The organism is Stenotrophomonas sp. Ker107b (assembly GCF_053847245.1).
Genome location: NZ_JBSPHX010000002.1, coordinates 776,022 through 802,901, shown reverse-complemented (window position 1 = coordinate 802,901; position 26,880 = coordinate 776,022). Strand labels below are relative to the sequence as shown.

The 26,880-nt window shown below is 63.4% G+C and carries 23 protein-coding genes; 14 read left to right on the top strand and 9 right to left on the bottom strand.

The features are described 5' to 3' along the window. Positions 1-80: 80 nt before the first annotated feature. Positions 81-2,429, top strand: a complete 2,349-nt coding sequence (locus tag ACWV8V_RS13445; RefSeq protein ID WP_455899953.1) for a hypothetical protein — start codon at positions 81-83, stop codon at positions 2,427-2,429. A gap of 13 nt (positions 2,430-2,442) precedes the next feature. Here the strand turns inward: ACWV8V_RS13445 and ACWV8V_RS13440 are convergent, their stop codons facing one another. Beyond that, positions 2,443-3,459 carry an IS30 family transposase gene (locus ACWV8V_RS13440; RefSeq protein WP_455899952.1) on the bottom strand — a complete coding sequence of 339 codons (1,017 nt, stop codon included), beginning with the start codon at positions 3,457-3,459 and terminating at the stop codon, positions 2,443-2,445. 280 nt (positions 3,460-3,739) lie between these two features. On the opposite strand from ACWV8V_RS13440, the gene ACWV8V_RS13435 reads away from it, so the two are divergent. Continuing rightward, a complete protein-coding gene (locus ACWV8V_RS13435; RefSeq protein ID WP_455899951.1) occupies positions 3,740-4,855 on the top strand; it encodes a hypothetical protein in 1,116 nt (371 codons plus the stop codon). Positions 4,856-5,445: 590 nt separating this feature from the next. On the opposite strand, the gene ACWV8V_RS13430 is transcribed toward ACWV8V_RS13435, so the two are convergent. After that, entirely contained in the window at positions 5,446-6,552 is a 1,107-nt protein-coding gene (locus ACWV8V_RS13430) for an SAVED domain-containing protein (RefSeq protein WP_455899950.1), read from the bottom strand. Between the two features lie 193 nt (positions 6,553-6,745). On the opposite strand from ACWV8V_RS13430, the gene ACWV8V_RS13425 reads away from it, so the two are divergent. Further along, on the top strand, positions 6,746-6,958 hold the full coding sequence (locus ACWV8V_RS13425) for a hypothetical protein (RefSeq protein WP_455899949.1): 213 nt from the start codon (positions 6,746-6,748) through the stop codon (positions 6,956-6,958). Between the two features lie 371 nt (positions 6,959-7,329). Here ACWV8V_RS13425 and ACWV8V_RS13420 read toward each other — a convergent pair whose 3' ends face one another. Next, positions 7,330-8,493, bottom strand: a complete 1,164-nt coding sequence (locus ACWV8V_RS13420; RefSeq protein WP_455899948.1) for a nucleotidyltransferase domain-containing protein — start codon at positions 8,491-8,493, stop codon at positions 7,330-7,332. A gap of 885 nt (positions 8,494-9,378) precedes the next feature. On the opposite strand from ACWV8V_RS13420, the gene aroQ reads away from it, so the two are divergent. The 4 genes from aroQ to accC are packed head-to-tail and all read left to right on the top strand — an operon-like array spanning position 9,379 to position 12,171. Beyond that, positions 9,379-9,828, top strand: a complete 450-nt coding sequence (gene aroQ, locus ACWV8V_RS13415) for a type II 3-dehydroquinate dehydratase (protein ID WP_346467727.1) — start codon at positions 9,379-9,381, stop codon at positions 9,826-9,828. Then, positions 9,828-10,250, top strand: a complete 423-nt coding sequence (locus tag ACWV8V_RS13410) for a lysozyme inhibitor LprI family protein (protein WP_455899947.1) — start codon at positions 9,828-9,830, stop codon at positions 10,248-10,250. Before aroQ ends, ACWV8V_RS13410 begins: the two co-directional genes overlap by 1 nt. 54 nt (positions 10,251-10,304) lie before the next feature. Further along, complete coding sequence (gene accB / locus ACWV8V_RS13405; protein WP_455899946.1) at positions 10,305-10,793, top strand: acetyl-CoA carboxylase biotin carboxyl carrier protein; 489 nt, start codon at positions 10,305-10,307, stop codon at positions 10,791-10,793. Positions 10,794-10,803: 10 nt separating this feature from the next. Further along, positions 10,804-12,171 (top strand): acetyl-CoA carboxylase biotin carboxylase subunit, encoded by a 1,368-nt coding sequence (gene accC / locus ACWV8V_RS13400; RefSeq protein ID WP_455899945.1) that lies wholly within the window; start codon positions 10,804-10,806, stop codon positions 12,169-12,171. 179 nt (positions 12,172-12,350) lie between these two features. Here accC and ACWV8V_RS13395 read toward each other — a convergent pair whose 3' ends face one another. Further along, complete coding sequence (locus tag ACWV8V_RS13395; protein WP_259258890.1) at positions 12,351-12,725, bottom strand: hypothetical protein; 375 nt, start codon at positions 12,723-12,725, stop codon at positions 12,351-12,353. Continuing rightward, positions 12,722-13,684, bottom strand: a complete 963-nt coding sequence (locus tag ACWV8V_RS13390) for a hypothetical protein (protein ID WP_455899944.1) — start codon at positions 13,682-13,684, stop codon at positions 12,722-12,724. Before ACWV8V_RS13390 ends, ACWV8V_RS13395 begins: the two co-directional genes overlap by 4 nt. 187 nt (positions 13,685-13,871) lie before the next feature. Between ACWV8V_RS13390 and prmA the strand changes: the two genes are divergently transcribed. The 7 genes from prmA to purD all read left to right on the top strand — a co-directional run bounded on the left by prmA (position 13,872) and on the right by purD (position 21,001). Further along, positions 13,872-14,792, top strand: a complete 921-nt coding sequence (gene prmA, locus ACWV8V_RS13385) for a 50S ribosomal protein L11 methyltransferase (protein WP_455899943.1) — start codon at positions 13,872-13,874, stop codon at positions 14,790-14,792. Positions 14,793-14,822: 30 nt separating this feature from the next. Continuing rightward, the gene (locus tag ACWV8V_RS13380) at positions 14,823-15,722 is read left to right on the top strand and encodes a DUF3426 domain-containing protein (RefSeq protein WP_455899942.1); all 900 of its coding nucleotides are present in this window, start codon (positions 14,823-14,825) and stop codon (positions 15,720-15,722) included. A gap of 114 nt (positions 15,723-15,836) precedes the next feature. Further along, on the top strand, positions 15,837-16,112 hold the full coding sequence (gene fis / locus ACWV8V_RS13375) for a DNA-binding transcriptional regulator Fis (protein WP_038685853.1): 276 nt from the start codon (positions 15,837-15,839) through the stop codon (positions 16,110-16,112). A gap of 140 nt (positions 16,113-16,252) precedes the next feature. Next, positions 16,253-17,836 carry a bifunctional phosphoribosylaminoimidazolecarboxamide formyltransferase/IMP cyclohydrolase gene (gene purH, locus ACWV8V_RS13370; RefSeq protein WP_455899941.1) on the top strand — a complete coding sequence of 528 codons (1,584 nt, stop codon included), beginning with the start codon at positions 16,253-16,255 and terminating at the stop codon, positions 17,834-17,836. 17 nt (positions 17,837-17,853) lie between these two features. Next, positions 17,854-18,714: a hypothetical protein gene (locus tag ACWV8V_RS13365; protein WP_455899940.1), complete on the top strand. Its 861-nt coding sequence runs from the start codon at positions 17,854-17,856 to the stop codon at positions 18,712-18,714. Continuing rightward, entirely contained in the window at positions 18,711-19,622 is a 912-nt protein-coding gene (locus ACWV8V_RS13360) for a hypothetical protein (protein ID WP_455899939.1), read from the top strand. The genes ACWV8V_RS13365 and ACWV8V_RS13360 overlap by 4 nt, the downstream gene beginning before the upstream one ends. 92 nt (positions 19,623-19,714) lie before the next feature. Next, entirely contained in the window at positions 19,715-21,001 is a 1,287-nt protein-coding gene (gene purD, locus ACWV8V_RS13355; RefSeq protein WP_455899938.1) for a phosphoribosylamine--glycine ligase, read from the top strand. A 64-nt stretch (positions 21,002-21,065) separates the two neighbouring features. Here purD and ACWV8V_RS13350 read toward each other — a convergent pair whose 3' ends face one another. The 4 genes from ACWV8V_RS13350 to ACWV8V_RS13335 all read right to left on the bottom strand — a co-directional run bounded on the left by ACWV8V_RS13350 (position 21,066) and on the right by ACWV8V_RS13335 (position 26,879). Further along, a complete protein-coding gene (locus tag ACWV8V_RS13350; RefSeq protein ID WP_123729996.1) occupies positions 21,066-21,398 on the bottom strand; it encodes a helix-turn-helix domain-containing protein in 333 nt (110 codons plus the stop codon). Next, a complete protein-coding gene (locus ACWV8V_RS13345; RefSeq protein ID WP_310443172.1) occupies positions 21,382-21,765 on the bottom strand; it encodes a type II toxin-antitoxin system RelE/ParE family toxin in 384 nt (127 codons plus the stop codon). Before ACWV8V_RS13345 ends, ACWV8V_RS13350 begins: the two co-directional genes overlap by 17 nt. Before the next feature lie 155 nt (positions 21,766-21,920). Next, entirely contained in the window at positions 21,921-22,796 is an 876-nt protein-coding gene (rpoH, locus tag ACWV8V_RS13340) for an RNA polymerase sigma factor RpoH (protein WP_019183519.1), read from the bottom strand. A 402-nt stretch (positions 22,797-23,198) separates the two neighbouring features. Then, on the bottom strand, positions 23,199-26,879 hold the full coding sequence (locus tag ACWV8V_RS13335) for a hypothetical protein (RefSeq protein WP_455899937.1): 3,681 nt from the start codon (positions 26,877-26,879) through the stop codon (positions 23,199-23,201). Between the last annotated feature and the right edge of the window lies 1 nt (position 26,880).

The window sequence follows — 26,880 nt, the reverse complement described above, 5'->3', positions numbered from 1 at the left end:
CAGACCGTTCGAAAAGATCGTGCTCACCCCCTCTACTATCAGAGCTTCTGGCTGCGCGAACAGCCACAGAAAGCCCTGCGTTGGAATTGAATCAGGCAGATCGTGCGTTGCTCTGCGAGGACTACACGCTGGCGATCGCCTTGTACACAGAAGTAGCCAGCAGCAGCCCCTCTGAGCGTGCGAAACTTGGATTCTGCCTAGGGATGCAAGGCCAGGACGACGCAGCGGAAGCATTGCTGAACGAGTCAAATGTAGGTGACCATCCCGAGGCTAAGGCGCTACTTGCCTGGGTACTCGGTGGCAACTCTGGTCAACGCATGCGCGGACTCGGTGACGAGCCCCGCATGCGAAGCATGGCTGCTCGCCGGTCTCGCGTTGAGGCGTTGCTGAGATCGGCGCTTTTGGACGATCGGCCTCCCAGGCTTGCCTTCAACGCATTCTTCAGCGTTCTTGGCATTTACCACGACGATGCCTTGTCGCAAGCTTCCAGGGCCCGTCTGATCTACCCCAATTGGTCTTGGCCACACGCTATCGTCGCAGGCAAGCAGCGCGTCCTTGCACACGTCGACCCGCATGTCCTCCAGGACATGATGCGAACCTTGTCAGGGGCCCGTCACGAAGAAGTTTTCCACGAAGCATTCGTCCACGCGATGCGCCTAGAGCACTGGGATGATGCAGACCTTGTTATTGAAGAGCTATCGCGTCTTGTGGGGCGGGACGAACAACCCGGCGAAGCAAACTTAGGCAGCTTGGCAGAGATGCGCGCCATGGTCCTGCTGTACAGGGCGCGCGCAGGCCAAAACGATGCCTACCAGAAGGCCATCGACTGTCTCGCGTCATTTCAGCGCGCCGTACCCCGGGTCCCCGGCGGCCGTGATGCAACAATGACTTCCAGATTTGAGCTGCAGATTGCGCTTGAGACGGCGCAGATCGATCAACTGAAATGCGCTGCAACCACATTGATGGATAAAGCATGGGATGCGCACGGGCATGATGGGGAGGGTCTCGATGCTTGGAGCCCTTGGATATCCACACCGTCTTTGATCGGCATCTTACGATTTGGACACTTCGGCTTTGATTTCATGTCCCGCTGGAGAGATGTCCAAATTCGCCTCAGCAATGAGGAAAGCAAGCGCTGGGCTCTGATTGCCGCAGCCGACTCGGTGCTACATGGCTCCCCTGAGCCATGTCAGGTTGAACTGCTTTGTGTTACTTCAACTACAGAAATGCCGTGGTGGATATGCCGGGCAATCTTTGACGCTCATGCTCACCTTGCATCTGATTCTCACCAAGCCGGAGCCGTGCTTGCCCAGCTCGCTGAGCGTGCCGCAGACACCAAGGCTGCCCAAAGTCCTGATCCTCCCGGCTTTCTGGACTTTCTGAGTGTCGACGTTGAGAGCCTAGAGCAGCCACTGGCAGTCTTTGGCGGAGCTCTCGCTTGGCTGCGCGATAACCCCATCGCTAGTGGGCAGGCCTTGCTGGAACAATGGGGCTCAGGCCTCGCAGACGTGGAAGGTGCCGAGAGCCTGCTGGCGGACTTGGCAACGCTGTCGCTGGAACGCGCAGATTCGGAGATTGCGCGCCAGATGCTGGAGCTTGTTCAGGACGCGGATTCACTTGAGAGCCGGGTGGCCAGAGTGCTCGTGCGCTATCCACAGCCGGAGTCAACTCGGGTCTCGCCCGAGGAACTCAGTCTGCTTGAGGCCGCAACATTGATTGCGCTGCTGCGGGCCTGCCCCCTCGATCACGTGAATTGGACGCTGACACCGTTGTCCGCCTCTGCACAGAGCTTTGAGCCGACCAACAAGTTCATTGGGACATTGTTCGGACTTCTGAAGAAAGGAGTCGTCGCGATTGACCCGTCCACTCCTGCGGGCACGGTGAAGCTGACAGCCGATGGGCAGCTGACGGCGTACCTCACGCACGTTGTCTGGCGCATATCATCGAATACCCTGGCGCTGCAGCGATCAATACGCGACCTCCCCATCGAAAAGTGGCCGCATTCCTGGCGGGACCATGCGCCAGTGCTTGCTCGAGACCTAGGGGTGGAAGAGTTGGTGACATACCTCGAATATCTCGTCGTCAATCGAGATCTTCCCGCCCCGAATATGGACGAAGCACGGAGCCTGTTCCGGGTGCAACTCGAGCAGCTTGCAATTGCACAGTGCTACTACCTCGCGCATAAGACGATGCGAGAGACCTTGGATTATCAGGCGCTCTATAGACCAGGTCGAACCCAGGTCGCCACTAGGATAATTAATCTACTCCGTGGCAATGGTGAGCGGGCGATCGCTCAGGGGTGGGACACACGATTCGCACGAATCCGACAGCTGCCACCGAGCTTGCTGTGGGAGGCGCTCAACGATGTCCTCACCGGCTGGGGCAGCGCTGCGTTTGAGAAGCCTGTAACGAAGTTGACTCTGGAGTAGTCACATGGCGGTCTCAAGAAGCAAGCGCAACACGTGATCTGAATTCTGCGATCTCTTTGTCCATCACTTCGGCAGGTGTCTTCCAGCCCAGCGTCTGACGTGGTCGTGTGTTCATGAGCATCGCAACGTGGCTGAGATATTCCTGGCTTGCGCTCGAAAGATCGATGCCCTTGGGCAGGAACTGCCGAAGCAATCCGTTGGTGTTTTCGTTGCTGCCGCGCTGCCACGGCGCGTGTGGATCAGCAAACCACACGTCGATATCCAGGCGGTCCATCAGCTCTGGGTAGCACGTCAGCTCCGTGCCTCGGTCGTAGGTCAAACTAGTGCGCATGGATTCGGGCAGCTTCTTTAGTTGGCGACTGAAGCCCTCCAGTGCCGCTTCAGCCGTGCAGCCGTCCATCTTGCAGATGATCACAAAACGCGTCTTTCTTTCGACCAGCGTCCCTACGCAGGAGCGGTTGAAGGCGCCCTTGATCAAGTCGCCTTCCCAGTGGCCCGGAACCAGTCGCTGCTGCACTTCTTCCGGGCGATGCACGATACGCAGCTGCTCAGGAACCCACGTCCGCTTGGCTGCTGTCGTGCGGCGTAGACCTCGCTTCGGCTTACTCCGCCGAAGCGCTTCCACCAGCTCTTTCTTCAGCCCTCCGCGCGGGTAGGCATAGATGCTGGCGTAAATAGTCTCGTGGCTGACGCGATGGCTGGAATCGTCCGGGTGCATGTCGCGAAGCTTGGCAGCAATCTGCTGGGGCGACCAGCGATACAGCACCAAGTGATCACGAACGAACTGAGACAGCTCGCTGCCCTCGACAAGCCTTCGACGCCGAACAGAGCGTAGTCGGCGCGTGCGATAGGCTTTGCCGGCCTCGGCGGCGCTGTACGTCGCCGCACCTTGCCGGGCCACCTCGCGGCTCAGGGTCGAGGGACTGCGGCCCAAGCGCCTGGCGATGGATCGCATGCTCTTGCCATCCTGGATCTCGATCTGGACAACGGCGCGTTCTTCCGCGCTCAAATGGCTGTAATGCCTGGACATGCTGACACCCTACTGGTTAGCGGGTGTTGCACTTGGAAAATGAGTCTAAGCCCTCCCAATTCTCTCAAATCAATTAATCAATTAATTGCATTTTCCCGGCAAGTTGGCGAAAAAACATTGACAGGCCGAGGAAATCCCGCTCATCCTTTCTGTCGACATGGAGCAACGGGCACCCACTTGGTAGTCGTGGACGTTCGGCTCGTCGCCCCCCGGGCAGCGTTGGCGGGCAAGCACTTCTGCGCAGGCGTAAAAATAATTGACAAGCGAAAGAGGACTTCCAGTGAGCGAGGGCCAAGCGAACCGCTTCGACTACATCACCGCAGAACCATACCGTGTGCTCTTGGAAGCTGATTTCGCCGAGATGCAGGCTTGCTTGGAAGCCCGGGCATGGAAGGCGTCAATGGTGCTTGCCGGAAGCCTCATTGAAGCAGTCCTCGTTGAACACTTGGAATGGCTGTCACCTGAGACTGAAGCAGCGCGAATCAGGAAACTCATGCTTCAGCAGGTCATCTCTGAGTGCGAAGCCCAGCACGAAATTACCGAGACCACTGCCAAGCTCTGCAGCGCTGTCAAGGATTACAGGAACCTTATTCACCCGGGGAAAGTAGTGCGCGATAGCGTCGCAGCGCCGGACCAGAGCAACGCCTTGATTGTCACAGCACTGGTGGGGAGGATAGTCTTAGAGGTCGCGGCATCGCGCAAAGCAAAGGTGGGACTGACAGCCGAGCAGCTGCTGCGAAAGATCCAACGGGACGGCGGCTCAATCGCCATTCTTCCGCATCTTCTTCGCGACATTGCGGATAAGGAAAAGCAACGCTTGATGCTTGATGTGCTTCCGAAGGCATATGCGGAAAGCCTCATATATGATGACTTCGAGTGGGACGCCGCACTTCCTGGCAGAATTTCTGCTGCCTATCGGCTCGCTATCAAGGAAAGTCCGGAGCTCGCCGGCGTGACGACGCTCCAGTTCTATACCCTAATTCGTAACGGCGAAGCGACAGAGATCGCCCGTCATCGCACTGCATTCTTCCGCCCTACTGATCTAGAGCACCTCGACGACCACATGCGGCCAGTCGTAGTCGACTACCTGATCGGCTTCCTGGCTGAGCAAGGAGATAGCATTCCCTTCGGCGAGCTGGCGGGAATCGGTCCATTTCTCACTGTTGAAACGCTCCCTAAGTTCCTTAGCCCTATGCTTCGATACATACGAGCGGCGACAGCTCCCGCGCTGGCGGTGCGATATGTCGCAAATGAGCTTGCCAAGCTTCCAGAGGATGTGAAGCCCTCCGCTCGCGAGCAGATCTCCAAGTTGATCGGCGTGCACAAGAATCGAGGAAACAGCAAGCATGCTGCTGAACTTGAAGAGCTCGTAGAGTGGATCGATTTTCCCTTCTGACCTGTCTATACAGGTGTTTCGCTGGCCCGCGATAAAGGGCACTTGGACATCTTCCTCGTGCCTGTGATGTGTGAGCGGCCAACGAGCTATGGCCAACCCCGTTAGCAGGCAGCGACATGCAAGGCGTAGGGCGGAGGCAGTGAGAATAGACCCTTCCTTCGCACCCTTTAAGAATTTTTAAGTTCCCATCGGAAACAGGTGAATCGCCAAGATTTCCTAGACGACAACTAGCTCGCGTTAGTCCGCTATCGGCCAAGGGGGACATTCGCAGTGCCAAAGTTAAGGCGCGTCGCGAAGCGGGTTCGCCTTGAAAGAAGTCTTGGGCCGCAATGGGACTATCCGATCCGAAGTGCCTAAGGACCGTAGAGATCCGAGAACTCCATGTATGACGCAATTTTCGTCTTTTAAGTCTAGCCAGTACAAAGAGCGTGAGATTTCAAACTCCCCTTGCCCTCACTCAGTGATGGGGTGCCGGAGTTGAGGCAACTCTCCGCGTACAGCTACCCTAGGCAGGTTCAGTAGATATATTGCAAATCTATGGATGGCACCGACTCGCGCCTCCTAGCTCAATGCGCCCTCGCTGCAGCCTATCAGGAGGTCACATCTTCTGACGTGGTGGGGATGAGTTCCACATCGCTTGGTCCAATCAGAACCGACCAAGGATATGCTGGCGTAAGTTCACGCTCGTATTGATAGCAGGCGATCTCCGGCATGTTCCTGCGATCGTAGGCACGCCCCACTCGAAGCGCCAGAGTACTAGACGCGGCCAGAACCAACGAGATCCTTTTGACCCCTTTGTTGCCAAGAGTTGCAACTGTAGCCGTAAACTGCGCTGCCAGTGCATCCTGTTTTGCACCCGACCAGAGCGTACCAGGCAGTGGGTTTGCCAGCGACAGCGACACCACAGGCACTTCGCCAAAAGAATCTTTGATGGCGAAGGCGTCGCTCAGATAGGACGCGGAAATAGCGAGTACTACGTGGGGCGTTCCGCTTAGCAACTCGTCCATTCCAGAAATTGTAAAACGCTCACCATCATCAGGCTCATCGAGCGGCTTCCAGACTTCTGATACTCGGTCCCAGTCGAATGGTAGAACCCTGCCTTCGTCGTCGAGCATGGCACCGGCAAGGAATAGGAGCGGCACATGCAGCACTCCTCCGACCACCACTTGCACATCGGATTTCGCGCGGGATCCGCGAAGGAGCCTGATCAGGTCCGGCATCGCGACGACCTTTTGCATCGCATGCTTAATCGCACCTGCCACTGCCAGTTCCCGAACATCAATGAGCGCATCGAGCCTCTGGCCGATCAGGCCACGGGGTACAGATTTCAGGAGCGAACTGTCCGAGGTATCGATGAGGCCTCTAAGCTCCACGACGACGACCGCGCTACGTTCCGCGGCTTTTCTGAAGGATTTCCAGTCAAACAGTAGTACGCCGGCGCCAGTCAAGACTAGTAACAAGCCAAAGAACAGCACAACCACCAGCAGAGATTTTGGAAGACCATCGCTGGTCGAGGCGAAGCCCGCCAAGTGAAGGGCGCCGGAGGAGCCGCGCACACCAAAAGTCCAACCTCCGGCCAAGCTCGCCGCGACCATACCTACACCCGCTTGCAGCATGAACCTGCTTGGGTGGCGACGACGGGTGATCCAGTGAACCAAGAGGGATACCCAGTCCTGTAGCTTTGAATTCCAGCTCATTGAAGCCTCAAGATAGTCAGTTCGCCAGACCAATCAACAACGGATGTTGCGTACGGACCGATCGCACCTTTAGTGGGGACGGAGCTGCTCGCCTAGAGAGATTCTTCGGCGGACTGCCTGCTTGAAATACAACCCGCGCTTGACGTCGGTAGAAGGATCTTGGCGCAAGGCGTCGAAAGACCACCAATGAAGCATGGATCTTGCACTTTGCCAGCCGAAGCCCGCAGCCGCATGGGCAGAACATTTTGTTGGCTACTCGCTTCCGCTTTGCAAGCAGATGCAAAGTGTAGGCAACGCGTTCCAGGCCCTTGATCGAGAAGATTCGCTCATAGTCGTCGACAAGTCCCGCAGCGCCATGTGCAAGTTCATCGAACGGGAATCCTGGCAGGCCTTGCTCTCGCCATGACGCTGCGTACAGGAATGGCACGAGACACTTCTCGACAAATGCGATCAGAGTCGGCCTGGAGCCCAGAACGGCCAGCACTCTAAGGGGAGACCCTAAGCATAGATCACCATCAGGATTCACGTGGCTATCTGCGGCACGCGGAATCCGTCCACCCAGTTCGTAAGCTTTGGGCGGTTCCGACGACGAGAGCAGCGGAACTTCGATACGAACTCGATACTCGTCGATGATCGTAGGCTTTCCAGGTGGTGACGCCTCGAAAGAAATAAATCCTTCAAGAAGAGCAATCCCTGGCTGATGGACAGGGCGCCGACGCAGTCGCGGGAATGCATCGAGCAACCTGCAGATCTCCGTCTCGGCGAAATCCATCCCCTTTATCCGCGCCAAGGCGCCGGGGGCGCATCAATCGCGACCTGACGCGCAGTCGGAGCCAGCGTCACGCCCCCGGATAGGGCCCGTGCGGCATCTGCGCCGAGAGACACCTCGAAATCATCCTTGGCAACCTCAATGAGCCGCTGGGGAACATTGATTGTCCGCCAAGCGGCGAACGCGACCAGCGCCGAGTCAATCCATTGGTAGAAGTTGCGTCGAAGTGGGCAGTTAGGGCCCGTCCATCGATCTGCGAAATTCTCGTGCGGGTTGATCGGATTGAGAATCTGCGTAGCTTGGCGATCACGCACTTCTTTCAGCCCGTGAAGAGCCCGACCCAACGTGGCGTCAAGAGACTCTCCTGGCACGCAAGCCAATCCCGCGATCGTGGTTATTAGAATGGACGCCGGCTTCAAGTCCAGTTGCTCTGCAAACATCACGTCCCGGTGACGCTTTAGTAGCTGTACCGTCTGCTGCAAAGGCTGACGAGCGCGATACACCGGGACGGGATCGACCCGCGCCTCAGCCAATGCGCGGAAGCCTGTAGGCTCCATGCGGGAGGTGAACCATTTCTGATAGCCGCCAGGGTTACTTGATGGCCAGTCTTCCGTCAGCTCCTTGAAGTTGTCACGCTGGTCGTCAGTGATCCAGAGCGCTCTACGCGCGACTTCTTCAGCCAAAGACCGGTTCACGCCAGCGTGCACCATGCGTTCCGTGAGCACAGAGCGGCGCTTGTCATCTGCGCGGAGGCCTGGGACGACATCCATGTGGAAGGCGAGCTCATCTTGGTAGCTCAGGCGCCAGCACCGATGCTTCGATTCGAGCTGGCTTTGAATTCCCCTTGATTTACGATAGCCCTCCAACTCGAAGCGAATCATCTCCTTAAGGTCCGCCTGGGAGTGCGACTCTCGGGAGATGCCTTTACGCAACTTGCAACTAAAGTCCAGGTCGTATTCCTCTTCAGGATTGACTGGTCTAATTGCCGTCCCCAGAGCAAACGAGCCTTGGACGAAGATGTGCGCGTCATAGGATGCGAGAGTAGAGCCATCCCTAGAAATCCAGCTTGCGAGGTCGTGGTATCGACCCTCCGCTCGCTTATAGGCTCCTTCGGGCAAATCAATGTCCTTCAACAGCACTTCCAACCGCGACTTTGGTGCCGAGCTATCCATAGAACACTCCCTTGATTGAGTCATACGGCGTTGCACATAAATGAGCTACTTCCCGGTATCCGCATCGATTCAATTACGGCGGACCACCCGACGAGGGGTCAGCCCGCCGGTACGTCTAAATGCAGAAGTGCGGGCTACGTCTCACTTTCACAAGGGCATAATGTGGGTTTGTTGTCTCACCGGCTGAGAACCTAGAGGACAAGTCGTAAATCGCCCGAATCGACTAGGAAGTTGAGACCTAAAGGTGCCCTTACGGAGGGGCTCGGCATGGCCCGGGGTACGCATAGTCCGCTTGAGCCCCTTGGGGTCCTTGGGGTCTATTGGCCCGCCATTGAAGGCCGGTGGGGTCTCTCAGACCTTCGCACTTAGGGCTCTAGAACCTCAGGACCTCGGGCCACTGAAGTCTCTGTGCCTTGGGGCCTTGGGGTCTTGGGCACCCATGGGGCAGGCTCCTCCGGGCAACGTTCCAGTAATACAGCGGGGTGGCGCCGGCTGGTCTTATCCCGGTACTGAGTAGGTCAGGCTGTCCCAACCCCGTGTATGCACTTGCCGCATGCGCTGCTTCGCAAAGCCTACGGTAAGGATCTCTGCTCTTGGTCGAAAGCGTCCATCCCCTGCCACTGGCGAAACATCACTCATCCATTGCTCACCTCTATGTCCGCTTCCGGTCACTAGCGGCCCTATCTCCACTAACTATGGTGAGCGCGCGTCATAGTTGGTGGGAATTCCCACCAACTATGCTGGGCCGCACAGCTGCGGACACCGTGCAACCGCAACGGTCCCGCACAACTTTCAAACATCCGCTTGAAACGCGCGTAACTTCGTCGAACTGGACACGATCCACCAGTTCCGCCAGACTCCGCCCTTTCCTGTTGTTCGGCACCCATGGCGAAACTGCTGGTCCTGCATGGCCCCAACCTCAACCTGCTCGGCACGCGCGAGCCGGGGGTCTATGGGCACACCACGCTGGCGCAGATCGACCAGGCCCTGCTGGCCCAGGCGCAGGCCGCCGGCCATGCCCTGGAGAGCCTGCAGTCCAATGCCGAGCACGTGCTGGTCGATCGGGTGCAGGCCGCCCGCGTTGACGGCACGGCCTTCATCCTGATCAACCCGGCGGCCTTCACCCACACTTCGGTGGCCCTGCGCGATGCGCTGGCCGCGGTGGACGTGCCGTTCATCGAGATCCACCTGTCCAATCCGCATGCGCGCGAGCCCTTCCGCCAGCACAGCTATTTCAGCGACAAGGCGGTCGGGGTGATCTGTGGGTTCGGAGCGGACAGCTATCGCTATGCGATGGATGCGGCGCTGACCCGGCTGGCGGCGACCTCCGCGTGATGACGCTGCCGCGTGTCCTCGCCAGCGTCGCGCTGTGGGGCTGCCTGTGCGGCGCCGCCATCGCCGCGGATCGCAGCGCGGAAGGCATCGACTGCGCGCAGCCGAGCGGCACCATGGAATCGGACCTGTGCGCCTCGGATGTGGCCAGCGAGGCCGATACCGAATTGAACGCGGTGTACGCCCAGGCGCGCCAGCAGTTACGCAGCCAGGCGGCCGAAGGCGCCTGCACGCACTGCGCCGATGCGGAAAAGCAGCTGATCCTGGCCCAGCGCGCGTGGATGCAGCTGCGCGATCACGATTGCGATGCGGTCTACGCCTTCAACGCCGATGGCACCTCGCGCAATGGCGCGCAGATGCGCTGCCTCACCACCCTTGCGCGCGACCGTACGCGGCAGCTGCGCGATTTCTACGAATTGCTTTGACCCGAGCGCATCGCGCTTCCCACCACACTGACACCACGAGCTAAAGAGGCCCCTATGGATCTCCGCAAAATCAAGAAACTGATCGACCTGCTGGAAGAGTCGAACCTCGCCGAAATCGAAATCAAGGAAGGCGAAGAGTCCGTGCGCCTGTCGCGCGCGCCCGTCTCCGGCTACGGCATGGTCCAGGCCCAGCCGCAGATGATGATGGCCCCGGCACCGGCCCAGGCCGCTGCACCGGCAATGCCGATGCAGTCGCCGACCGAGGCGTCCACCGGTGGCACCGCCAAGGCCGGCAATGCCCTGCCCGATGGCCACGTGCTGCGCGCGCCGATGGTCGGCACCTTCTATTCGTCGTCCTCGCCGGACAAGCCGGCCTTCGTGTCGGTCGGCCAGGCGGTCAAGGTCGGTGAAACGCTGGCGATCATCGAAGCGATGAAGATGTTCAACCCGATCGAAGCCGATGTCTCCGGCACCATCGTCGCCATCCTGGGCGAAAACGGCCAGCCGGTCGAATTCGACCAGCCGCTGTTCGTGATCGGCTAAGGATTAGTCCATGCTCGACAAAGTCGTTATTGCCAACCGAGGGGAGATCGCGCTGCGCATCCTGCGCGCGTGCCATACCCTTGGCATCCGCACGGTGGCTGTGCATTCCACGGTCGACCGCAACCTCAAGCACGTGGCCATGGCCGACGAGTCGGTCTGCATCGGTCCGGCACCGTCCTCGGAGAGCTACCTCAACATCCCGGCCCTGATCGCCGCGGCGGAAGTCACCGACGCCCAGGCCATCCACCCGGGCTACGGCTTCCTGTCGGAAAACGCCGACTTCGCCGAGCGCGTGGAAGAATCCGGTTTCATCTTCATCGGCCCCAAAGCCGACACCATCCGCCTGATGGGCGACAAGGTGGAAGCGATCCGTGCGATGAAGGCCGCCGGCGTGCCGTGCGTGCCCGGCTCGGGCGGCCCGCTGACCGACGACATCGTGGCCAACACCAAGATCGCCCGTGAGATCGGCTACCCGGTCATCATCAAGGCCTCCGGTGGCGGTGGCGGCCGTGGCATGCGCGTGGTGCACGCCGAAGCCTCGTTGAAGGCGGCGATCGAGACCACCAAGTCCGAAGCCAAGGCCGCTTTCAGCAACGATCAGGTCTACATGGAGAAGTTCCTGGAGAATCCGCGCCACGTGGAAATCCAGGTGCTTGCCGATGGCCAGGGCAATGCCATCCACCTCGGTGAACGCGACTGCTCGATGCAGCGCCGCCACCAGAAAGTGGTGGAAGAAGCGCCGGCACCGGGCATCACCACCGAGCTGCGCGAAGAGATCGGCAAGGTCTGCGTGGAAGCCTGCATCCGCATCGGCTACCGCGGCGCGGGCACCTTCGAGTTCCTGTTCGAAGGCGGCCGCTTCTACTTCATCGAAATGAACACCCGCGTGCAGGTGGAGCATCCGGTGACGGAGATGGTGACCGGCATCGACCTGGTCTGCGAGCAGCTGCGCATCGCCGCCGGCCAGAAGCTGTCGATCAAGCAGAGCGACGTGGTGCTGACCGGTCATGCGATCGAGTGCCGCATCAACGCCGAAGACGCCGAGACCTTCGTGCCGAGCCCGGGCCAGATCACCGCGTTCCATCCGCCGGGTGGCCCCGGTGTGCGTGTGGATACCCACATCTACAGTGGTTACCGCGTGCCGCCGAACTATGACTCGATGATCGGCAAGCTGATCGTGCACGGCCCGGATCGCGAGACGGCGATCGCGCGCATGCGCGTGGCGCTGAGCGAGCTGGTCGTGGACGGCATCAAGACCAACGTCGCGCTGCAGCAGCGCATCATGCGCGACAAGGGCTTCCAGGCCGGTGGGCAGAACATCCACTACCTGGAAAAGCGCTTGGCCGAACGCAAGAACAAGTCGATCGCGTTGACCTGATCGCTTGCTCTGCGCGGTATGCCGGACAGCAGAAAGGCGGGGATCTCCCCGCCTTTTTGTTTGCGCGAACCGCGCTGCCAGAGGACACAAACGCGGTAGGGCCAACCCGTGGTTGGCGTACGCGTGACAGGCCGCCTGCATACCGCAGCCACGCATGGCGTGGCCCTACAGACGCGTGCTTACGGCTTGGCGGTATCCGCCGCAGTGACCTGCGAGTTCTTCACCGGCTCCACGCCCAGCGACGAGGTCGGATCCACGATCACCATCGTTTCGGTGGAGCCATCGGGCCACACCACCTGGAAGGTACTGCCGCTGGGCAGCGAAGCGAACGGCATGCCACTCTGCGCGCGGTACACCGCAGCGACCTGGCTGGCACCGGCACGACGCACTTCGGCATCGGCCTTGACCGAGGTCAGCTGCACTTTGGACAGGCTGCGGTAACGATCGTCGTAGGTGTCGATCATCACCAGACCCACCGCTCCGGCCGAGTACGCCACGAACAACGCAACCCAGAACCAGAATTTGGCACCGTGCAGAATTCGACGGTAATTCATCGCCCATTCCTCTGCTTGACCAGCTCTTCGACCAACACGTTCATTTTCCCCGCACCTTGCCGCGATACCGCGGCGTCATACACAAAAGTGGCAAAGTCCTGCCCACCGTCCTGCGAACAGATCCCTCCGTTCGCGCAGAAATTGTTCATCAGCACGCTGTCCGGCCCGCAGGCCATGCCCAGCTCGCACGCTGCCAGCCGCCACGCCAGTTCGCTGAACTGATCGCCGGCCACCAGGCCACTCATCGCGTTGTCACCGCTGGCGCGCTGGCCCATGCCCGGTGCCAGCGCCATGAAGGCTTCCGGATCCCGCGAGTCCATCACCCGCTCGACCAGCCCGCGACGATAGTCCGGTGCGTTTTCCAGCGGATGACCTTCGGCGAACAGCGAGGCCTCGGCGGCGAGGTTGCCGGCCTTGGCCGATTCCAGCCGCTGCGCCAGGATCAACGGCCGGCCCAGGTTGTCGCTGCTGACAAAGCCCGCGCAACGGCGCGAGACGCGTTCGCGCGCGGCGACCATCGGTGCCGACGCGCTCATGCCCAGCCCGGTCAACAGCGTGTTGTCGAGCTGGTAGCCACCCGGGTCCATCGCGTACATGGCGCAGTAGTCGTAGACGCGGCTGACCATCCACCCGGCCTCGGCGTTGCCGTTGGCGGCCTGCAGCTGCAGGCGCTGTGCATAGGCGAACAGATCGGTATCGCCTTCGATATCGGCGCGCAGGTCCAGTGGCAGGCCCGATGCCACAGCGGTGCCGCGCTCGCTGCCGAGCAGCCGGCGGGCCAGTTGCCGCGCTTCGGTCGGGACCGCCGTCGGCGCGTTGCCGGCCTGCGGCTCATCCATGTGCGCAGCGGCCTGATCGGCATGCAATACCCGATCGCCCGCGCGGTAGCCCACCACCCCCAGCAACGCCAGGGCCGGTACGACCAGCAACCAGGTTTTCAGGGTCGGCACGAGCGCCATGGGCAAACGTTCACAGGCTGTCGGTGATGGACAGCAGAAATTCAAGTTTAGCAAGCGGCCGCAGCGGTGTCTGAACCGGCTGTCCGGCCGATCTTACCGGCCAACGAGACGCCCGCACCTGAGCGGCGCCGGGACCATCGGCCCGCACTGGTCTAACATGCACGGTTTTCCGCCGGTCCCTGCCCCCATGCCCTTCCTGGAACTCACCCTGCACTGCACCGAAGCCACCCAGCCGCGCTATGAGAATGCGCTGGACGACGTGGGCGCGCTGGCGGTGACCCTGCTCGATGCCGATGCCGACACCAGCAACGAGCGCGCGATCCTGGAACCGGGCGTGGGCGAGACCCCGCTGTGGAACGATCTGGTACTGACCGCGCTGTTCCCGGGCGACACCAACGCGCTGGCCCTGCTGGCCGCGCTGGATGCCTTCGACCCGGGCCTGGACTGGGCCAATGCCAGCTTCCGCGCCGTGGCCGACGAAGACTGGGAACGCGCCTGGATCGACCAGTTCCAGCCGATGGCCTTCGGTGAGCGCACCTGGATCGTGCCGTGGAACCATGAACTTCCAGAGGCCGCGCAGGCCGAGGATGCCGCCGTGGTCCGTCTGGATCCGGGTCTGGCGTTCGGTTCGGGCACCCATCCGACCACGGCCCTGTGCCTGCGCTGGCTGGACGGCCTCGCCGCCGAGGGTGCGCTGGCCGGCAACACCGTGCTCGATTTCGGCTGCGGCTCGGGCATCCTCGCCCTTGCGGCGCTGAAGCTGGGTGCCGCGCGCGCGGTCGGCGTGGACAACGACCCGCAGGCGGTGCTCGCCACCGGTGACAACGCCGAGCGCAATGGGCTGCAGGACCGTGTGCAGGTCTATCTGCCGGACGACGAGCCGCAGGCGACGTATCCGGTGGTGGTGGCCAACATCCTCGCCTCGGCGCTGGATGCACTGGCCGACGTGCTGGCCGCGCGCGTGGCACCGGGCGGTCGCATCGCGCTGTCGGGCATCCTGCATGGGCAGGAAGGCGAACTGCTGGAGCGCTATGCCCCGGCCTTCGAGCAGCTGGCGGTGGCGCAGGACGGCGATTGGATGCGCATCACCGGCGTCCGCCGTGCTTGAATAGCCCGTCTCCTGCCCGGTCCCGTGCCCATGTCCGAGCCTCCGATGCCGCCGCGACGCCCGATCGCCACGTTCCTGCGTCCGTCGCCGGAGGCGCCGACCGATCCGGCTGAGTCGACTTCGCTGTCCCACGACGAGGCGTCGGCGTTGCCGACGTCGCCCGTGGACGATGGCATCGCACCGCTGGCGGTGGAACAGGTGATCGATGCACAGCCGGTGCACGCGCCGCAGCGCCCGGCACCGGCGTTCGAACTCGACCTGCCACCTCCATCCGAACGCGCGCCCGTGGCCGACGCCGGGTCAGCGGCCACGTCGCCTGCTGACACGGCAGCGCCATCGATAGCGCCGCCGGAGGATGCCGACGCCCTCACTGAGCAGGCGCGCAGCAGCGCCACCGCGGCCATGCCGCCAGCCGACGCCATCACCACGCCGAGTTTCCTGCGCCTGCCCGGTGCGCGCCTGCGCACGCCGCGCTGGCAGTGGGGCATGGTCGCCGGGCTGGCCGCCGTGCTGCTGGTGCAGATCGCCGTGGCCGACCGCGATCGGCTTGCTGCCGATGCCGGCACCCGCCCGTGGATTGCCGGGCTGTGCGGCGTGCTGCGCTGTTCATTGCCGGCCTGGCGTGAGCCGGCGGCCTTCAGCATGCTCAGCCGCGATGTGCGCCCGGTTCCGGGCCAGGCCGGCGCGCTGCAGGTGCAGGCGAGCATCCGCAACGACGCCCGCTGGGCACAGGCCTGGCCGTCGCTGCGGCTGTCGCTGTCCGATGCCGATGGCCGCGTGATCGGCACCAATGTGTTCGGCCCGGCCGACTATCTGGACCGCGCCACGGACCCGGCCGCTACGCTGGAACCGGGGCAAAGCGCGCAGATCGCCTTCCGCGTGCGCGAGCCTGCGGCCTCTACCGTCGCATTCACCTTTGAGTTCCTCTGAGGCGTCTTCGGCGCCGCCGGAGCGTGGCAGGCAGCCGACGCACGCGCTAGACTGGCCCCATCACCCTTCCGCCGTGGGCTGTTGTCCGCCCCGGCTCTTGCACCGGGAAACTCCTTGAACGCTGTCCTTTCTCGTCCTGACAACAGTCGTGGCGCGCCCAAGCCACCCCTGCGCGAACACGTGGCCCAGTCGGTCCGGCGCTATCTGCGGGACCTGGATGGCTGCGATGCGGACGATGTCTACGAAATCGTGCTGCGCGAGATGGAGATTCCGCTGTTCGTGGAAGTGCTCAACCACTGCGAAGGCAACCAGAGCCGCGCCGCGGCGATGCTGGGCATCCACCGCGCCACCCTGCGCAAGAAGCTCAAGGAATACGGCATCGCGACCTGATGCCAGCGGGGCACGCGCGTCGTGCCTGGCGGGAGAAGGCCGGATCGAGCAGCCCTCGGTACCGGCCTTCGTCGTTTCTGGGGCCATGCCAGCGCCACTGGCCTACACTATGCCCCCGCTCCGCTTCGATCTCCTGCCCCATGAGTTCCGATCTGCTGCCCGTGCGCCGGGCCCTGCTGTCCGTTTCCGACAAAACCGGTCTGATCGACCTGGCCCGCGCCCTGGCGGCGCGCAACGTGGAGCTGCTGTCCACCGGCGGTACCGCCAAGGCGATCCGCGAGGCCGGCCTGGCAGTGAAGGACGTGGCCGACGTCACCGGCTTCCCGGAAATGATGGACGGCCGGGTCAAGACCCTGCACCCGATGGTGCACGGCGGCCTGCTCGGCCGTGCCGGACTGGATGACGCGGTGATGGCCGACCACGGCATCGGCGCGATCGACCTGCTGGTGCTGAACCTGTATCCGTTCGAGTCGGTCACTGCCAAGGCGGACTGCGCGCTTGAAGATGCCGTGGAGAACATCGACATCGGTGGCCCGGCGATGCTGCGCTCGGCGGCGAAGAACTTCGCCCGCGTGGCCGTGGCGACCGACCCGTCGCAGTACGCCGAGCTGCTGGCCGAGCTGGATGCCAACGACGGCAAGCTCTCGGCCGCCAAGCGCTTCGCCTTCTCGGTGGCCGCGTTCAACCGCGTGGCCCAGTACGACGCGGCGATCAGCAATTACCTCTCCGCCGTGACCACCACTGACACCGCCGTGCCGGTGCGTGCGGAGTTCCCGGCGCAGATGAATTCGAACTTCGTGAAGGTGATGGATCTGCGCTACGGCGAGAACCCGCACCAGAGCGGTGCGTTCTATCGCGACCTGTACCCGGTGCCGGGCACGCTGGCCACGTTCCATCAGCTGCAGGGCAAGGAACTGAGCTACAACAATCTGGCCGATGCCGATGCCGCGTGGGAATGCGTGCGTCAATTCGACGTACCGGCCTGCGTGATCGTCAAGCACGCCAACCCGTGCGGCGTGGCCGTGGGCGCCGGCAACGGCGATGCCTACGAGCTGGCCTACGCGACCGACCCGACCAGCGCCTTCGGCGGCATCATCGCCTTCAACCAGCCGCTGGACCTGGCCACCACGCAGGTGATCCTGGACCGTCAGTTCGTTGAAGTGCTGATCGCCCCGGACTACGAGCCGGCCGCCTTGGAATACGCCACGAAGAAGGCCAATGTGCGCGTGCTGCGCATTCCGCACGGGCAGGGCCGCAACAACTACGACACCAAGCGGATCGGTTCGGGCCTGCTGATGCAGAGCGCCGACAACCGCGGCATGAGCCGCGACGAACTGACCGTGGTGAGCAAGCTGGCGCCGACCGACAAGCAGTTCGCCGATCTGCTGTTCGCCTGGAAGGTGGCCAAGTTCGTCAAATCCAACGCCATCGTCTACGCCAAGGACAACCGCACCATCGGTGTCGGCGCCGGCCAGATGAGCCGCGTCTACTCGGCGCGCATCGCGGGCATCAAGGCCGCCGATGCGAACCTGGTGGTGGAAGGCTCGGTGATGGCCTCCGATGCGTTCTTCCCGTTCCGCGACGGCATCGATGCCGCTGCTGCGGCCGGCATCAAGGCGGTGATCCAGCCGGGTGGCTCGATGCGCGACAACGAAGTGATCGCCGCGGCCGACGAGCATGGCCTGGCGATGGTGTTCACCGGCGTGCGTCACTTCCGCCACTGATGCCCGGATCGACACGGATGTCTCCACGGCAGCGCACCCGCCTCGCAGCAGTGGTGATCGCCACCGCTGCAGGGTTGACCGGCTGTACGCCGGCCAGTGAACCGGCACCGCCCCCGGCAGTGCCCGATGCGGCCGCGGCCAAGGCCGCCCCGCTCGCCCACGTCAGCCGCACGGAGCGCCTGCTGGCCTTCCTGACCGAGCGCTACGGCAAGGCCGCCAGGCTCTCAGGAAAATGGCGTGGCAGCTGGACCCAGGACGGCGACACCCGCCTCACCGATTGGCATGTGTGTGCCGAGCAACCGGTGGTGACCGGCGACAGTTGGCAGCAGCTGTTGGCTGTCTGCGGCTCACCCCTCGAGAATGCCCACCCGGACCCGGGCGCGATCGACTTCTTCGTGCTGCGCCCCGAGGCGGACCGCTTTACCGTGGCCGCCGAGCTGACCGGGCAGAACTTCGGCAGCCAGGGTGAACCCGGCACGGTGCAGATTCTCCGCGCCGGCAGCGACTTCTACGGTTTCCGCATCGAGCATGGCTGGTTCGGCCAGGGCTATTCGCTGATCACGCAGACGCTGGTGCTGCCTGGCCCGAATGGGCTGGTGGAGGCCGGCGGGATGCGCAGCCATATCGACAACAACGCGGCCTACGACTGCGACGATGCCGATGCGGAACCGGAGTGCCAGGCGCGGCTGTTCAATCTCGATTTCACCTTGTCCTTCGACAGCCGCGATCCGGCGGCGCGACAGTGGCCGCTGGTGATCGAAGAGACCGGCCTGGGGTGTGGCGGGCAGCCGGTGCAGCGCGAACATCGCTTCACCCTGGACCCGAAGTCGTGGACGTATGCCTTCCCCGAAGCGCTCCAGCGCGAAGGGTGCGAGTGATCCGTTCGTGGGCACTGGCAGGTGTGGCGCTCGCGCTGCTGGCCGGCTGCGAGCGCACACCTGCGTCTTCCGAACCCGCCAAACCACAGCGTGTGCTCATCACCACGCCGCAGCCGGAAGACATCGTCCGGGTCAGGGGCGATCACACCCAGCGCCTGCTGGCCTTCCTTCGCACGCGCTATGGCGACAAGGCCGTCCTGGATGCGCCGTGGAAGGATGCGTGGGAGGACACCGAGGTCGAGGCACTACGCCCGGTCACCCGCAGCGTGTGCGCGCGTGACACGGTCACGGCCGACGGTCATGAGCAGACCCTGCTGGCGGTGTGCCAGACCCTGGACGACGCAGCCACGGTCGAGCCGGGCCGGGTCGATCTGTATGTGCTGCGCGTGGGCAAGGACGACGAAGAGGCCAACCGCGGCGGCATGTTCGCCCCACTGCCGGCCAAAGATCCGCTGCTGGTGATGGCCCAGCGCCTGCAGGGCCCCTACGGGCGTCACGGCGCACCGGGCACGGTCCAGATCGCGCAGCTCGGCCCGCAGCGCCATGCCTTCCAGATCACCCACGAGGAACACCGGCGGGGCCATCGGCGCGTCTGGCGCAGTTACATCGCCGAGCACAACCATCGCCTGCGCGATGTCGCCCAGTACCGCGACCACCTCGACAATCTCGCCCTGCACGGCTGTGATGGCAATCCGGCCGACTGCGGCGCGGGCGTGTTCGCGGTCGACTTCAGCACGACGGTGGGCGACAGCAACGCCGTGGATGGCTACTGGCCGCTGACGGTGCGTGCCAGCGGCCACGACTGCACGGGCCCGGCGACCGAGTTCTACCACCTCATCTTCGATGCCCGGCAGCGCGCGTATCCGGTGCCGGATGACCTCCTGCGCGACGGCTGCGCCGACAGCTGAGGCCGTGGTTGCCACGGCAACCGACCGCCCGAATGCACCCGCCGCCCGCACCGCGTAAAATCACGTTCCTGCCCTCTTACGCGAGAACTGCATTGAAGATCCTGGTCATCGGCGCTGGCGGCCGCGAACACGCCCTGGCCTGGAAGCTGGCCCAGTCCGCGAAGGTCCGTGAGGTCATCGTCGCCCCCGGCAATGCAGGCACCGCCACCGAGCCCAAGTGCCGCAACGTGGACGTCAAGGTCACCGATCTGGACGGCCTGCTGGCACTGGTCGGCAGCGAAGGCATCGGCCTGACCGTGGTCGGCCCGGAAGTGCCGCTGGTGGCCGGTGTGGTTGATCGCTTCCGCGCCGCCGGGCACCGCATCTTCGGGCCCACCGCCGCCGCCGCGCAGCTGGAAGGCAGCAAGGCATACGCGAAGGACTTCCTGGCCCGCCACAAGATCCCGACCGCGTTCTATGCCGTGCATACCGACATCGAACCGGCGCTGGCCTACCTGCGTGAGAAAGGCGCACCGATCGTGGTCAAGGCCGATGGTCTGGCCGCCGGCAAGGGCGTGATCGTGGCGATGACCTTGGCCGAGGCCGAGGACGCGGTGCGCGACATGCTCTCCGGCAATGCGTTCGGCGATGCTGGCGCACGCGTGGTGATCGAAGAATTCCTGGACGGCGAAGAAGCCAGCTTCATCTCGATGGTAGACGGTAAGACGGCACTGCCGATGGCGACCTCGCAGGACCACAAGCGCGTCGGCGACGGCGACACCGGGCCGAACACCGGCGGCATGGGCGCGTACTCGCCGGCCCCGGTGGTGACCGATGAAGTGCATGCGCGCGTGATGCGCGAGGTGGTCAACCCGACCGTGCAGGGCATGATCGCCGACGGCATTCCGTTCACCGGCTTCCTCTATGCGGGCCTGATGATCGATGCCAGCGGCGCGCCGAAGGTGATCGAGTTCAACGTGCGCTTTGGCGACCCGGAAACCCAGCCGGTGATGCTGCGCCTGCAGTCGGACCTGGTGGATCTGGTCGAAGCGGCGATCGATGAGCGCCTGGACACCGTGGAGGCGCTGTGGGATCCGCGCCCGTCCCTCGGCGTGGTGATGGCCGCCTCGCCCTATCCGGAAACCCCGATCACCGGCGATGTGATCCACGGCCTGGACGCGGTCGCCGCGACGGCCAAGGTGTTCCATGCCGGCACCACGCTGGACGCGCAGGGCCAGGTGCTCAGCGCCGGCGGCCGCGTGCTGTGCGTGGCGGCATTGGGCAGCACGGTGGGCGAGGCACAGCGCAACGCCTACGCCGGCGTCGGTGCGATCCATTGGGCCCATGAGTTCCACCGCCGCGATATCGGCTGGCGGGCGATTGCGCGCGAACAGGGCTGAGGCGGGTCACGGGCAGCAACGGCTGCCGTGCAGCGCAAAGGCCCGGCATTGCCGGGCCTTTGTTCTAGAGAACGGCGTCGAGCCCTTTCCGGTCGATCAGGTTCAACAGTTTCAGCGATGGCCCACTGGGCTTCTTGTCGCCCTGCTCCCAACTGCGCACTGTTGAAACACTGGTGTTCAGCACGCCTGCGAATACCGGCTGGCTGAGCGCAAGCGATGTGCGAAGTGCACGGATCTGGGCGCTGCTGTACGTGGGCACCGGCTCCAGGCACAGGGCGTCGTAGCAGATCAATCGACGCTTATCGATGACGCCATGCGCATGCAGGTGGACCGCAGCATCGTGCACGGCCTCCAGAAGCCGGCTCTTCGGGCGCCGCGGCTCAAGTGTCTTTGTCATGACATATCTCCTGCAGGTCGCCGCACTTCACGGCGCGATCCAATTGTGTCGAGCTCATTCCCAGAAATTCCGAGGCATACAACTGGAGCGCATCCCGTTCCGTACCGCTGATTGTCGCGCGCTCGTTCTTCTCATAGCCGAAAAGGAAGAACCAACTGCTGCCCCGCGGGGCAGCGATGATGGTCCGGACACTCCCGCGCTTCCCGCGGCCGGGCAACCTAACCCGCTTCTTGAAGATGCCACCGCCGAGGTCAGCATCCACCAGGCCTCGCCGCATCTCTTCCACCGCGCGGCACAGGGCTTCGTCGCCGAGCGCGGACCTTCGCAGGCTGCGGTTGAAACCCCGGGTTCGGAAGACACGTTGCATGATCATACCGTGCCACTGAGTGGTACGGCGTGAACATCAGCAGGTGGCGTGCCCCGCTGTCGGAAAGATCAGCGGACAGACACCGGTGTAGCCCTGCCGGAAAAGAAAAGGCCCGGCAGTGCCGGGCCTCATCATCCTTCCAGCGCATCACTGCATCACGCAGTAAACAACGCCTTCATCTTCTTCAGGGCGTTCGCCTCGACCTGGCGGATGCGTTCGGCGGACACGCCGTACTCATCGGCCAGCTCCTGCAGCGTCACCTTGCTGTCCGCGTCCAACCAGCGACGGCGGATGATGTCGCGCGAACGCGCATCCAATTCGGCCATGCCTTCGCGCAGCAGCTGCAGCTGATTGTCTTCGCTGTCCATCCGCTCATACGCCATCGAAGGATCTTCTTCGTTGGCCCGCAGATAGGCCGCCGGCGACGGCGGCGCATGATCGTCATCGTCATCGCTGGAGAGATCGAAACCGATATCGCGACCGGACAGGCGCGACTCCATCTCGAGCACTTCGCGCTCGGACACGTTCAGGTCCTTGGCCACCGCGCTGACTTCGGCCGCGTTCATCCAGCCCAGACGGGTCTTGGACTTGCGCAGGTTGAAGAACAGCTTGCGCTGCGCCTTGGTCGTGGCGACCTTGACGATGCGCCAGTTCTTGAGGATGAACTCGTGCATTTCCGCACGGATCCAGTGCACCGCGAACGACACCAGGCGAACGCCCATGTCCGGGTCGAAGCGCTTCACCGCCTTCATCAGGCCGATGTTGCCTTCCTGGATCAGGTCGCCCAGCGCCAGGCCGTAGCCGTTGTAGCCGCGGGCGACATGCACCACGAAGCGCAGGTGGGAATGGACCAGTTCGCGCGCGGCGTCCAGATCCAGCTCGTCGCGGAAGCGGCGGGCCAGATCCTGCTCGTCATCGACCGACAGCACCGGGATCTGGTGCACGGCACCGATGTAGGCGTCCAGCGAACCGAGCGCACTGGGAATCGGGAGATTGTTTGCCACAAGGGCAGTAGAGGTGTTCTGGCTCATAGCACTCATCTTAGCAGTCCCGGAATTGGACTGCTAAAGGGGAAAGAAGTTCCAGCGTTCTGTTCATGGGACGCTGGCACCGAAGACACCCCTAACGTACCGCGAAATGATGACAGTGGCGAGAGGCTGAAAACAAACCATCAAACCCCATGAAATCAACAGGATAGACGGATGAATTGGGCGCTGGCGCGTGTTTTCTGGCTGAACAGGCTGCCGGAAGCGCCCATTCATCCCGGAAAGGTTGTCGGCAGTTCAGCCAGGCATGGCCTGGCTCTACCCTCATGCCCCACCGAAGACGACAGCCAACACCGCCATCCCCGGTAGTGCCACGCCATGCGTGGCAGCGCGAACTCACCGGAGCCCATTCCACGCCATGCGTGGCAGGCCGGAGCCCACCGAAACCTAGTAATACCCTGCCATGTTCAAGAAGAACCCCTTCTGGTCGTACTTCAGCTCGGTCATGTCATCGCTGAACTCAGTGAAGTTGTAGCCCACCCCGACCTTGAAGTTCTCCCCCACCCGGCGGTCCACGCCCACCAGCCAACCTTTGCGCACGCCGCCGTCGCGCACCTTCAACCACCGGTGCTCGGCCAGGCCTTCCCACTTCGCGAACAGGCGATAGCGCAGCTGCAAGGCAGCGAAGTCGGCACGGCTGTCCAACCAGGCCCCCTCACCGCGCCCGGTGCGGTAGTCACCCCAGCGCGAGGCCAGCTTGCCGGCCACTTCCCAGCGCGCGCCCAGCTGGCGGATGCCTTCAAGCGAAAGGATCTGCGAACGCTGGTCGTACAGGTTGCCGCCCTCCTGCCCAAGCGAGGCCACGTCGTAGAGGTAGGTGAACTTGCCGAAGCCGGCCCAGCGCGTGTTGTCGTGCGGGCGCCAGGCGAAGCCCATGTTGGTCTCCACCAGCTTGGCGTCGGCCAGGCGATCGATGCGGTCTTCGGTATCGGCGTAGTTGGCGCGCAACGCGAAACGCCAGTCATCGTTGAGCTTGTACAGCAGACGGTTGGTGGTCACCCACTGCTCGCGCTGCTCGGCGCCACTGTCGCGGCGGTACTCCAGCTTGCTGTTCCACTGCGCCACCGCATCGGTGCGCCCGCCGCTCACGCTGTAGGCACGGCGGTCGACGCGGCCCACGGTGGAATCCAGCTCGCCGTCCATGATCGTGAAGCCCAGGTTCCAGCCCTGCGCGGGATAGAAATCCATGCCGAAGGTATGCACGAGGCCGGCGCTGTCCTGGCGGCGATCCTTCAGATACTGGCTCTCGTTGTAGACGTTGACCTGGTTGCTCAGCTGCCAGCGCTGGCCCAGCGTCCAGCCACTCTGCAGGCCGGTATCGAACAGCGGATCGGTGCCGGTGCGGTCGGTGCTGTAGCTGTAACTGCCGTAGAGGCTGTGATCCGGTGCCATGCGGTACTCACCGTCGACCTTGGCACCATGACCGCGGCTGCCACCACTGACTTCCGCACCGACACTGCTGCGATCACCGAACAGGTACCGCGCGCCGAGGGTCAGCAGGTCATTCTTCTCATAGGCACCGCCATCATCGTCCAGCGTGACCTGGCCGGTGCCGTACACCTCCCACGACGCGCCGAAGCGCTGGCGGTAGCCGATCGCAGCGAGCAGCGCATCCACGCTCTGCAGTTCCTGCTCCTCGCGCACGCGGCGCAGTTCACCGGTCAGCTGGCCGTCGTTGCCCAGCCGCCATTCGGCGGTCAGCTGGCTCTGCTCCAGGGCAAGTTCGCCCTGTTCGGTGCGGGTGTGTCGGCCATACAGACTGAAATCGTCGTTGAGATAGCCAAGGAACTCCGCACCGTATTCCTGGATCGGCAGGCCGGTGTCCTGGCGCGCGACCGAGAAGCCGGCGTCCACGTCGCGCCACCATGCGCCCAGGCTCCAGTCCTGCGTGGTCCAGCCCAGCTCACGCAGGTTGGCCCGCGCTTCCACGGCGCTGGCAGTGCCCGAACGCCGGCCTTCGTATGGGTTGCGGCGGATGAAACTCAGGCCGCCGTTGTCCGAATAGAACACCGGGGCGGCGGTGGCTTCGGTGCGGGTCTGTTCCATCTTCAGATAGGTGCCACGCCCGGCCTGCAACGTGAGGTCAGCGCCTTTCAGGCTGTAGTTCTCGCCGCTGCGGTTCTCGTCGATCCAGGTGCCGCCGATCGCCACGTGGTCGCCAATCCACTGCCGGCCACGCGCGCCGTAGGTCACGTCATTGCTGCTGAAGCCCAGCGGCACGTATTCGTAATCCACCAGCAGCAGCTGGTCGTAGCCATCGAGCGGCATGTCACGGGTGATGCTGCGGACGTTCTCGCGGGTCAGCTGCGCCAGCGGACGGGTCAGGATCAGCCGGCCCTGAAGATTGTCGATCTCGTAGTCCACGCCTTCCTGCAGCGTGGCGCGCGTTTCGGTGCGGCCGGTGGTGCGATCGCGCACTTCCAGCACCACCTGCTCCGAGCCGGGCAACACGTCGGTATGGCGCAGGTAATACAGGCTGCCGCCGGTGCCGAGGAATTCACTGTGGCCCGGCGCGGACTGCGCCTCGGAGCCGAACACCTTCACCTGCGAACGCGCCTCGCCCAGCGGCGTGGCCTCCAGCGAGCGCCAGTTCAACGCACCGCCGTAGAGCGAGCGCACGTACTGGCCGTACTCGGTGCCGGTGATGCCGGTGGCGTAGTTGCCCCACACGGCCTGGCTCTGGTCCCAGTCCACGCGCAGGTACAACCGCCCCTGCGTATCCACGTCGCGATACGTGGTGGAGTCATCGCCATACACCGGGTAATACAGGTCCGGATCCAGGCGGCGGAACACGTCCTGCGCGTCGGCCTGGGTGAAATCGCGGAACAGATACTTCAGCTCGCGGTCCTGGGTGTCGGCCTGTGCAGTGACCAGGTACTTTCCGCGCAGCTTGCCCTTCAGGTAGAACGCCAGCCGGCCTTCGCTGAGGAAACTGTCATCGTCACGATCATCGGCGGCGAGCGGCTGCAGATTGCCGCTGGCGCTGTTCTTGGAGACGGTGACATCGGCGATGGCGACCAGGAACAGGTAGCGGCCGGTGACATCCACCTCCAGCTGACGCTGGGCGGAGGGCGCATCGCGTGATTCGACACTGACGTCGTAACGATGCTCGCCCACCGGCTCGAGGAACTCGGCGGCGAACTTCTGCTCCAGATCGACCGGGAAATCCTGGCCGTTGATGCGCACGCGGCTGTTGGGTTCCAGATTGCGGCCATACAGGCGCACGCGCGACCCGTGGATGGGGATGTTCTGCAGGCGGAGCATGCTCTGCCCATAGATGCTGTTGCTGAGCTGCAGGTCCTGCGCGCTGTCGCCATCCAACGCCTGGCCAAGTGTCTTCTGCACGCTCTCGCGGGTGATCTGCAGGCCACGGTCGAAATCGGCCGGGGTCACCAGTTGGATGCGCTGGAGGCGGGTTTCATCGAACGCACCGCCGGCGCCGTAGGCGCGCGCCACGTAGATCAGCTCATCGCCGGTACGCAGCTTGATCTGCGGCGGCAACTCACCACTCCACTCCGCGTCGCCGACATAGTCGGCCGGCAGCTCGATGCGGGCCAGCGGCGTGACCAGATCCGTGTCGGTGCCGCGATACAACGTCACCTCCAGTGTCTGGATGAACGAGGCGTAGTTGTTGTAGCTGTGGAAGCGCAGCGGGCGGATCACCCGGCCGTTCTCGAACGGCACCGTGGCGGCCGCCTGCACGCTCAGGCTGGGCGGCACCATGGTCGGGTCTTCGGTGGCCCACACCACGCCGCCGTTGGGCAGCTCGGCCATGAACTGGCCCCCACGCGCGGCGACATCCGGGGTGACTGCCGGCGATGCGGGCACCGCACCGGCCGTGGGAAGATCCGCGCGGCCGGGTAGCGGCAGCGCCGGCTCGCTGTCATCGAGGATGCGCAGCAGCAGCCCGTCATCGTTGCGGCAGCTGTCGGCCTCGCAGCGGATCGGCGTGGGGGACGGCGCCGGTGTGACCGGCTGGGCGGCGGCCGGCAGTGCCAGCAGCAGCGCGCTGGCCAGGCCGACGATGAGGCGGCGGGAGATCAGGCTGGGAATGAGGGTCATATCCATG

Excerpts from the sequence above, each read along its gene's own strand:
- ACWV8V_RS13440 (WP_455899952.1), bottom strand. The coding sequence starts at position 3,459 with ATGTCCAGGCATTACAGCCATTTGAGCGCGGAAGAACGCGCCGTTGTC.
- ACWV8V_RS13430 (WP_455899950.1), bottom strand. The coding sequence starts at position 6,552 with ATGAGCTGGAATTCAAAGCTACAGGACTGGGTATCCCTCTTGGTTCAC.
- ACWV8V_RS13425 (WP_455899949.1), top strand. The coding sequence starts at position 6,746 with ATGGATCTTGCACTTTGCCAGCCGAAGCCCGCAGCCGCATGGGCAGAA.
- ACWV8V_RS13420 (WP_455899948.1), bottom strand. The coding sequence starts at position 8,493 with ATGGATAGCTCGGCACCAAAGTCGCGGTTGGAAGTGCTGTTGAAGGAC.
- aroQ (WP_346467727.1), top strand. The coding sequence starts at position 9,379 with ATGGCGAAACTGCTGGTCCTGCATGGCCCCAACCTCAACCTGCTCGGC.
- ACWV8V_RS13410 (WP_455899947.1), top strand. The coding sequence starts at position 9,828 with ATGACGCTGCCGCGTGTCCTCGCCAGCGTCGCGCTGTGGGGCTGCCTG.
- accB (WP_455899946.1), top strand. The coding sequence starts at position 10,305 with ATGGATCTCCGCAAAATCAAGAAACTGATCGACCTGCTGGAAGAGTCG.
- accC (WP_455899945.1), top strand. The coding sequence starts at position 10,804 with ATGCTCGACAAAGTCGTTATTGCCAACCGAGGGGAGATCGCGCTGCGC.
- ACWV8V_RS13395 (WP_259258890.1), bottom strand. The coding sequence starts at position 12,725 with ATGAATTACCGTCGAATTCTGCACGGTGCCAAATTCTGGTTCTGGGTT.
- ACWV8V_RS13390 (WP_455899944.1), bottom strand. The coding sequence starts at position 13,684 with ATGGCGCTCGTGCCGACCCTGAAAACCTGGTTGCTGGTCGTACCGGCC.
- prmA (WP_455899943.1), top strand. The coding sequence starts at position 13,872 with ATGCCCTTCCTGGAACTCACCCTGCACTGCACCGAAGCCACCCAGCCG.
- ACWV8V_RS13380 (WP_455899942.1), top strand. The coding sequence starts at position 14,823 with ATGTCCGAGCCTCCGATGCCGCCGCGACGCCCGATCGCCACGTTCCTG.
- purH (WP_455899941.1), top strand. The coding sequence starts at position 16,253 with ATGAGTTCCGATCTGCTGCCCGTGCGCCGGGCCCTGCTGTCCGTTTCC.
- ACWV8V_RS13365 (WP_455899940.1), top strand. The coding sequence starts at position 17,854 with ATGTCTCCACGGCAGCGCACCCGCCTCGCAGCAGTGGTGATCGCCACC.
- ACWV8V_RS13350 (WP_123729996.1), bottom strand. The coding sequence starts at position 21,398 with ATGACAAAGACACTTGAGCCGCGGCGCCCGAAGAGCCGGCTTCTGGAG.
- ACWV8V_RS13345 (WP_310443172.1), bottom strand. The coding sequence starts at position 21,765 with ATGCAACGTGTCTTCCGAACCCGGGGTTTCAACCGCAGCCTGCGAAGG.
- rpoH (WP_019183519.1), bottom strand. The coding sequence starts at position 22,796 with ATGAGCCAGAACACCTCTACTGCCCTTGTGGCAAACAATCTCCCGATT.
- ACWV8V_RS13335 (WP_455899937.1), bottom strand. The coding sequence starts at position 26,879 with ATGGATATGACCCTCATTCCCAGCCTGATCTCCCGCCGCCTCATCGTC.